The sequence below is a fragment of the Chryseobacterium sp. SIMBA_029 genome (assembly GCF_046535275.1).
Taxonomy (GTDB): Bacteria; Bacteroidota; Bacteroidia; order Flavobacteriales; family Weeksellaceae; genus Chryseobacterium.
This window is the reverse complement of record NZ_JAWRXA010000404.1, coordinates 1-267: the sequence shown is the minus strand read 5'-3', so window position 1 is coordinate 267 and position 267 is coordinate 1. Positions and strand designations below refer to the sequence as shown.

The following is a 267-nucleotide window of genomic DNA, read 5'->3' as shown; positions in this document are numbered from 1 at the left end:
ATAAAGTACCTGATGGACTTCCGGACCTCCTGCTCCCCCTGATACTCCCGGAAGTTTAAGGTCTACATTGGGCTTTATCGGAAGGTACATATAGCTTCCTGAAACTTTCAATTCCGGAAGTTGTCTGTTTTTAGCCTCCAGAAGATCAGCTGTAGCCTCTTCGATCTTGGCTGCATCGATCTTGAGATTCTTGCTGTTCTGGATTCCCAGCTGCACAGCTTCGTCAAGAGAAAGATTTTTTTTCTCCTGAGCATTTGCATTTGCTAT

1 protein-coding gene is annotated in these 267 nt (G+C 44.9%); it reads right to left on the bottom strand.

All coding sequences use genetic code 11. The features are described 5' to 3' along the window. A partial coding sequence (locus SB679_RS24610) for a TolC family protein (RefSeq protein ID WP_410704906.1) occupies nt 1-267 on the bottom strand: 267 nt, incomplete at both ends.